We start from the raw sequence: 7,693 nt of genomic DNA, 5'->3' as shown, positions 1-7,693 counted from the left end.
CCTTCGAGACGTCGCTGACCAAGCTCGGCCTGGACTACCTCGACCTGTACCTGATGCACCAGCCCTACGGCGACGTGTACGGCCAGTGGCGCGCCATGGAGACCCTCCACCGCGAGGGCCGGGCCAAGGCCATCGGCGTCGCCAACTTCTACCCCGACCGACTCCTCGACCTCATCATCAACAACGAGATCACCCCGGCGGTCAACCAGATCGAGACCCACCCGTTCTTCCAGCGCGCCGACTACCAGGAGCTCATGCGCGAGCACGGGGTCCAGATCCAGTCATGGGGCGGGTTCGCCGAGGGCAAGAACAACCTCTTCACCAACCCGGTCCTGAGCGGGATCGGTGAGAAGCACGGCAAGTCGGTGGCGCAGGTCGTGCTCCGCTGGCTGACCCAGCGCGGCATCGTCGCGATCCCCAAGTCCGTGCGCCCCGAGCGCATGGCGGAGAACATCGACATCTTCGACTTCGATCTCACCGACGACCAGATGGCGTCCATCGCCACCCTGGAAACCGGCGGCTCGCTGTTCTTCGACCACCACGACCCGGCCATGGTCAACTGGCTCAGCGCGCGGCGCCTGGACAGCTGACCTGGCAAACGGTGACAGCCACTCCAGAACTCTCGCGCGGGTGCCTTCCCTCGTCCGCACCGAGGCACCCGCGCGGGAGGAATTTCCGCCTCGTCGCCGCCCTCACGGCGACTCCCACCCCACGGACGAGAGCCTGATCATGTCCCAGAACATCACTGACGTACTCGTGGTCGGCGCGACCGGCAGCATCGGACAGCTCGCCGTGCACGCCGCACAGCGACACGGCCTGCGCCCGCGGGCACTCGTGCGCGACCTGCGGCGAGCGCAACAACTCCTCCCCGGCGTCGAACTGGTACAGGGCGACCTCGAGAATCCCGCCTCCCTGCGACGCGCGGTCAACGGAGCCGACGCGCTCGTCCTCACCCACGGATCCGGTGGCGACCCCCGACCGGACGCCCGTGCGCACGTCGACTACGGCGGCGTACGCAACATCCTGCGAGCCCTCGACGGCGCCCAGCCGCGCGTCGCGCTGATGACCTCCATCTACTCCACGCGCAGCGACATCCCCGGCGCCACCCCGTGGAAGCGGCGCTCCGAACGCCTCCTGCGAGCCAGCGGCCTGCCCTACACGATCGTCCGGCCCGGCTGGTTCGACCACGCCGGCCCCACTCAACGGCGGCTCGTCCTGGAACAGGGCGGTACGGCCGACGGCGGGATCGCCCGCGACCAAGTCGCCGAGACACTGGTACGCAGCCTGCTGACCGGCACCGCACTGGGCAAGACGTTCGAGCTGATTGCCGCCGAGGGAGATGAGCCGTCGGACTGGGCGGGGCTCTTCGGTGCCCTCAAGAGTGACCAGTCCGGCTCCATGGACGGCGTGTTGGACCCGGCCGACCTCCCTGTCGAGGCCGAGCCACAGGCAGTGCGCGCGGATCTCGACGCCGTCCGTTCCCTTCGCGGAACCAGCGGATGACAGCCGGCGGAGTCAGCGCCGGGAAGGACAAACCTGCCGCGCTGGGGCGACGTGCGCTCCTTCGTGGCGTACTGCTGGGAGGAGCCACCGTCATGACCGGTGTCCAGATCACCGGCTGTTCCCCGTCGCAGTCGGGCGAGGCGGCGCCGGAATCCAGTGACCGATCTGCCGCGACACCCTCGCCCGGGAAGCGGGTCCTGCTGACCTACTTCTCTCGACCGGGCGAGAACTATTACTACGGCGGACGTACCGACCTCAAGACCGGAAACACCGAAGTCCTCGCCCAATTGATCAACGAGCGCATCGCGTGCGACGTGCACCGCATCGAAGCCGTCGACCCCTACCCCGACGACTACGACGAGACGGTCGCCCGCAACGTCCGCGAACAGGACGCCGATGCGCGGCCGGCCATCGCCAACCCCCCATCCTCGATCGACCGTTACGACGTGGTGCTGCTGGCCGGCCCCATCTGGAACGTCCGAGCGCCCATGATCATGTCGACCTTCGCCGAGAGGTACGACTTCCGCGGCAAGACGGTCCATCCGATCACGACCTACGCGATGAGCGGACTGGGCACCACCGCGCGCGACTACGCGGCGTCCTGTCAGGGCGCGACCATCGGTGAAGGGCTCGCGGTGCGCGGCGAGGAAGTCCAGAAGGCCGATGCCGAAGTCCGGTCGTGGCTGCGGCGCATCGGCGTTCTCCAGGACTGACCCCGTCTCTCCATCATCGGGTAGGTGCTCATGGCGGCAGGTCTGACCGTCCTCTGCCTCGTCCCGGGATCCGCACCCACCTGGGTCCTGGTCGTGCTGATGGTGCCGGTCGGTGCCGGCGGATCCCTGGCCGTGCCTGCGGTGAGCCGGACGAGGTGCGGACCGTGGTGAACACCCATATGCACTGGGACCACAGTTCAAACAACCACCTGTTCCCCAACGCCCGAGTCGTCGTTCAGCAACGCGAACTGGACTTCGCCCGAAATCCGGTCACATGGCACCGGATGCTCTTCGACGTCGTCCCCGGCTTGCGCCCCGCGTGGCAACGAGCCGAGGAGAGGCTGTCGCCCGTCGACGGCGACACCGAGCTGGCTCCGGGAGTCACCCTCGTCGCCCTGCCCGGTCACACACCAGGGTCACAGGGTGTCCTCGTCGAGGCCGCAGGAGGCCGCTACCTCATCGCCGGTGACTGCGTCTACCTCTACGACAACTGGCACGGCGACGACGACGCCGAGCACATCCCTCCGGGCTACTACACCGATCTCGTCGCCCACGAGCAGAGCCTTCGCAAGATCGAGTCGCTCGCCTGCGAGGTGATCCCGAGCCACGACTCGCGCGTCGTGGAGCGCAAGATCTTCAAGTAACGCGTGGGGTTGTCCAAGGTCCGGTTGTCGAGGCGATGAACGCACTGCAGGGCCGAACCGGCGGGGGGCGAGGCTGTCGGCTCGGTAGCTCCACTGGACGTGCCCTGCTGCAAGGCTTCCGCCTTACCGCGACGCTTCTTCCTTGATCTTCTGGATGGCGTCGTTGAAGCCGTCCGGGGTGCCGCTCGAACCTGCGACACGATCGAGGTTCACGTCGTCGGTAACCCCGAGCACGTCGCCGCACTGTCCGGCCTGGCGCCGGCTCCGGTGGAGCCTCGACGAGGTGAGCCCCGCTTATAGCAGACAGACGATCCGCCTGGAAGGAATGTTGGGGGCCCTGTCACTGCGCTGATCAGGGTTCCCTGGCACAACGCGGCCTGTCGCAAGTTGAGTGCTTCGACCAAGGTGGGGGCACGAGCGCGTATGTCCCGCGCTCACCGTTGGCGCGCCGCCCGTGGCGGACCCCCCGGTCGCACACAGAAGGCGTGAGGCCAGTACGGCCACTCAACCGCGTACAGCCTTCGGCCACCGAGGATTCCCGGAGCGCCGCGAATGGGGGAAGGCCTCTTTCCCACTCCTCGGACGAAAGTCGATTGAATGAGAACGGCCGAAAGCAGGCGCACAGTGCGAGATGGAGCACCCAGGTTCGTGCTCGCGCTGGCCGCTCTCCTGGTGGCCCTGCAATTCATCGGTGTGCTGGTGTCCAACGCGTCCGGGCACGCCGCCTACGGTCCCGCCCCGGCGCCCGTGGAGTGGTCCACGAGCGCAGATGTCGCCGACCAGGCCGGTGAGTTCGCCACCTGTGACGACGTCGGGCAGACAGTAGACCCGACCTCCAGGCCCGCGGGCCGTGACCGCCACCGCCCCGCCGCGGAGCCTCACACGAAGCCGTCCGTCGGCGGCGTCCGGGGATACGAGTTCACGGCGCTTTCTCCAGGCAGCCTCACGGCCCTGCAATGCGCATCGAGATCTTCTGGCGCTCCCTCGCTCGCGTCACTTCAGGTGTTCCGCTGCTGAGTCGGCCTGTAGGCCGAACCACCGCCATGGATAGCCGACACGCCGTCAACGGCACTCGATGAAGAACCTCAGGACTTGACCCGGCCGGCCGAGGGTCAGCGCCTCTGGTTCTGCTGCACCGCCTGAGTGGTCCCCTCGCTGATCACCAGCGCCCGCCCCCGTGCGCTCTTCGAACTGTGGACTGCGGGCACACATGCGGCGTCGTCGGCGTGTCGGTGCGCGGCGCCATGGACGACCGAACGAAGTCTCCTCGCCTACGCCAGGACTTCGCCGCGTCACTCGTCTCCATCCTGCGGGATGAATCCTCAAAACTCACTGAAAAGGGCTTGCGCGTGAAGCCGAAACACAAGCTGATCACCCTGATTGCTGTCGCCGTCTTGACTATGGCAGCGCTCATCTACGTCAACCTGCAAAACGTACGGGATGCAGGCCCACGAGCACGGATAAGCCAGTGGAGTCTTAGCGATGCTGCGTAAGCTGCTGTTCTGGAGCTTCGCGGTCGTGTTTCCGCTCCCGCTGGTACTCACCTATGACTTCGTGGCCACCGCACCTGGGCCCCTGAAGTTCTACATATTCCTCGGCCTGATCGCCTATGCATGGTGGCTGCTATCCATCGTGCTCAGCGTGAGGCCGTCCTGGCTGGACCGCTTTGTGGGGCTGCCAGCTATTTACGGCCTGCATGGGATGCTCGGTGTGCTCGCGATCATCGCGGCCTATGTGCACCGCGATTACTCCTACTCGCCGAGTCCTCTGGCGCGGGACCTGGGAGATTGGGGGTTCTACGGGGCCCTCACAGTGTTGTTCTTCTCTGGGTTCTTCATGAGCGGGTGGTTGGTCGACAGGTCGAGACTGATACTGAAAACCAAGGGTTTTCTGGAGATTGTCTTTCGCCACCAGCTGTCTGTGTGGATTCATCGACTCAACCTGGCGATCGTGGCGATGATCTGGCTGCACACCCACCTACTCGTGAGAGTGAACCAGCACTTTGCATTCATGATGCTCTTTGATTTGTACACAGTGGCGGCACTGGGCATCTACGCGTGGAAGAAATGGATCGCACCCGACACCTATTTGCGAGGTACCGTCATAAGCAATGACGCGCTCGGCGGGTCGACCCGAAGCATGTCGGTGGGCCTCGACAGCGAGGCGGCGACCTTGCAGCCAGGAGACTTCTTCTTCCTCAGGTTCGAGGGATCCTCCTCTGTGAGCAAAGAATGGCATCCCTTCTCAGTGACCGACGACAACCGGGAAACCCTGACCTTCACGATTCGTCAGCACGGAGATTTCACTCGCCGCCTCGACAACGTCGAGGCGGGAACCCGCGTGCGTTTGGAGGGCCCGTTCGGCCGCTTCGAATCGATCATCCAGGGTCGAGCCCGTGAAGCTCCGCTCGTCCTCGTCGGAATGGGCGCGGGCGTGGCGCCGCTGCTCAGCCTGGCAGCAGCTCACCACACCACGCGAGAGATTCACCTGCTGTGGGCAGTACGCAGCCCAGAAGATGCCTACTACCGCGACGTGCTCAAGGAGTACGAGTCGGCGGCTGGCAGCCGATTGCAGGTCACTGTAAGCGTTGGCCGGTTCCGCCGCGAAGATATCGCCAACACATTGCCTGCAGAGGCAATCACGAAGGGCACGTTCTTCATCGTGGGTCCGAACCCCGCCGTATTGGCAAACCAGCGCCTACTACGGCGAATGGGAGTCTCTGCACGGCGCATACACCAAGAACGGCTCACCATGTAGACGCCGCAATGTCGATCGATATCACCTAAGACAGGGAGTTCACTGAGATGACAAGCGCAACACGACGCCAATTCCTTGCACTGGCCGGTGCCGCAATGGCGGGAGCCAGCGTCGCAGGCTGCTCGATAATAGGGGGAGGCGACACCTCCAGCGGTTCGGGGCCCTCGAAAATTGACCGCCCTCTGGATAAAACGCGCACTTTGGTCACCTATTTTTCGGTGCCCGAAACCGACGACCCGGACAACATGACCGAAGACGAGGAGAACAGCACACACGTCGTTGACGGAAAAGTTCTCGGGAACACCCAGTACGTCGCGCAAATCATCGAGAAGCGTACCGGAGCTGACGTGTTCCGTATCGAGACGGCAGAAAATCTGCCCCTTGATCACGGTACGCTCGAAGACCTCGCGCTCGAACAACAAGAGGCAAACGCAAGGCCGGAACTCAAAGCACTGATCCCGAACCTTGAAGCATACGACACCGTATTCATCGGCTACCCAATCTGGTGGTACGACCTACCGATGCCTGTGTACACATTCCTCGAACAGCATGACTTCAGCGGAAAGAACATCATTTTGTTCAGCACTCATGGCGGAAACCGTCTGGGAGAAACCGTAGGAGCCATCACCGAAAAGCTTTCCGATTCCACTGTCATCAGTAATGCGTTCACGATCTCGCGAGATGACATGGAAAATACCGAGGCGGAGGTGGGCAATTGGCTCGACAGCCTCGGATAAGGAATGAGGGGTCAGCCTCAGGACAGTCTGCTCTGGACGGGCCGGAGCCGAGAGCCGACCGGTTCGCCGTCCGGCCTGCGCTGCGGTGGTGGTTCGGGCGTCGGGGAGCCGGGGCAGATCCGCGGCAGCAGGTTGGGCCTACGGCACAGCCCGCGGAAACGCGAGCAGGTGACTCCGGCACAGAGGAACTCGTTTCCGGCGAGCCGATGTCCGGGGCGGCGCATCGCGGCGAGGCCGATGCCGATGCCGATGCCGTACGAGACATCGCCGGACCCGTAACCGTACTGGACCCTCCGCACGCATCATCGCCCACGCGGTCGACCGACGTTGCCCCCACCGGCCCGTCACGCCGCCTCTTCGTCTCCCGCGTCGTGGGCGGCGCCGCCGCAGCCGTCGCCGTCGGAACCGTGGGCCACGGCACGTACGGTGTCCTCCGCGGGCCGAAGGTGAAGCGCGTCGAGGTTCAGCTGTCCAAACCGTCACGCAGCGCGCACGGGTTTCGGATCGCCGTGGTCAGCGACATCCACGTCGGCCCCATCCTGGGCTGTGGCTTCACCCAGCGGGTCGTCGACACCATCAACGCGACCCAGCCCGACCTGATCGCGGTCGTCGGCGACCTGGTGGACGGCAGCGTCGAGAATCTCGCCCCGGCCGTCGAACCACTCGCTCAGCTCCGGGCACGACACGGCACGTACGTCGTCACGGGCAACCACGAGTACATCTCCGGTGCCGAGCCGTGGATCGAGAAGGTACGGGAGCTGGGGCTGCGCCCGCTGGAGAACGCCCGTACGGAGTTGCCCGGCTTCGATCCGGCGGGCGTCAACGACGTCCGAGGCGAAGAAGAGGGCCAGGGCCCGCACTTCGGCAAGGCGCTCGGCGACCGCGACCGCTCCCGCGCCGCCGTCCTCCTCGCTCACCAACCCGTCGTCATCCAGGAAGCCGTCCGTCATGGCGTCGACCTCCAGCTCTCCGGCCACACCCACGGAGGTCAACTCTGGCCCGGCAGTTTCCTCGCCGAACTGGCCAACCCCACCGTCGCGGGCCTGGAACGTTACGGCGACACCCAGCTGTACGTGAGCCGCGGCGCCGGCGTCTGGGGCCCGCCCGTCCGCGTGGGCGCACCGTCCGACATCACCATCGTCGAACTCGTATCTGAGCAGGCATAGCCTCCGGCCGAGCGCGCGGCGACCAGAAGCCCCCTGATGGGGAATCTTCCGGCTCACGTTCGTGTCAACAAGGGCGCAAAACGCTGATCGCCAACGGCCTTGCGTCGCAAAGCTGAGGAGTCATACCCGGTGCTCTTGCGTATGTGGTGGCTCCCAGGCCCTGGGTGCCACCG

The 7,693-nt window shown here is 65.2% G+C and carries 8 protein-coding genes and 1 pseudogene; 8 read left to right on the top strand and 1 reads right to left on the bottom strand.

Features of this window, described 5'->3' with window-relative positions; translation table 11 throughout:
- From AB0D57_RS27215 to AB0D57_RS27185, 7 genes are all read left to right on the top strand, one after another.
- Positions 1–590 (top strand): aldo/keto reductase (locus AB0D57_RS27215; protein WP_362078211.1); only part of this gene is annotated, 590 nt, incomplete at its 5' end.
- A gap of 40 nt (positions 591–630) precedes the next feature.
- Positions 631–1,503 carry an SDR family oxidoreductase gene (locus tag AB0D57_RS27210; protein ID WP_362078208.1) on the top strand — a complete coding sequence of 291 codons (873 nt, stop codon included), beginning with the start codon at positions 631–633 and terminating at the stop codon, positions 1,501–1,503.
- Positions 1,504–1,595: 92 nt separating this feature from the next.
- A complete protein-coding gene (locus AB0D57_RS27205; protein ID WP_362078205.1) occupies positions 1,596–2,216 on the top strand; it encodes a flavodoxin in 621 nt (206 codons plus the stop codon).
- A 164-nt stretch (positions 2,217–2,380) separates the two neighbouring features.
- Positions 2,381–2,860 carry an N-acyl homoserine lactonase family protein gene (locus AB0D57_RS27200; RefSeq protein WP_362078202.1) on the top strand — a complete coding sequence of 160 codons (480 nt, stop codon included), beginning with the start codon at positions 2,381–2,383 and terminating at the stop codon, positions 2,858–2,860.
- Between the two features lie 648 nt (positions 2,861–3,508).
- Entirely contained in the window at positions 3,509–3,877 is a 369-nt protein-coding gene (locus AB0D57_RS27195) for a hypothetical protein (protein WP_362078199.1), read from the top strand.
- A 465-nt stretch (positions 3,878–4,342) separates the two neighbouring features.
- A complete protein-coding gene (locus AB0D57_RS27190) occupies positions 4,343–5,617 on the top strand; it encodes an FAD-binding oxidoreductase (protein WP_362078196.1) in 1,275 nt (424 codons plus the stop codon).
- 47 nt (positions 5,618–5,664) lie between these two features.
- Positions 5,665–6,354, top strand: coding sequence for a flavodoxin (locus AB0D57_RS27185; RefSeq protein WP_362078193.1), 690 nt, complete (start codon positions 5,665–5,667; stop codon positions 6,352–6,354).
- A gap of 17 nt (positions 6,355–6,371) precedes the next feature.
- On the opposite strand, the gene AB0D57_RS27180 is transcribed toward AB0D57_RS27185, so the two are convergent.
- A complete protein-coding gene (locus AB0D57_RS27180) occupies positions 6,372–6,653 on the bottom strand; it encodes a hypothetical protein (protein ID WP_362078234.1) in 282 nt (93 codons plus the stop codon).
- 33 nt (positions 6,654–6,686) lie between these two features.
- Here AB0D57_RS27180 and AB0D57_RS27175 point away from each other — a divergent pair.
- A pseudogene (locus AB0D57_RS27175) lies at positions 6,687–7,520 on the top strand (metallophosphoesterase); the annotation flags it as partial.
- Positions 7,521–7,693: the final 173 nt, after the last annotated feature.

Source organism: Streptomyces sp. NPDC048275 (genome assembly GCF_040652275.1).
GTDB lineage: Bacteria > Actinomycetota > Actinomycetes > Streptomycetales > Streptomycetaceae > Streptomyces.
This window is presented reverse-complemented; position numbering and strand designations above follow the sequence as displayed.

Bases quoted from the DNA above. Each gene is read 5' to 3' on its own strand.
- AB0D57_RS27205 (WP_362078205.1), top strand. From the start codon at position 1,596: ATGACCGGTGTCCAGATCACCGGCTGTTCCCCGTCGCAGTCGGGCGAG.
- AB0D57_RS27190 (WP_362078196.1), top strand. From the start codon at position 4,343: ATGCTGCGTAAGCTGCTGTTCTGGAGCTTCGCGGTCGTGTTTCCGCTC.
- AB0D57_RS27185 (WP_362078193.1), top strand. From the start codon at position 5,665: ATGACAAGCGCAACACGACGCCAATTCCTTGCACTGGCCGGTGCCGCA.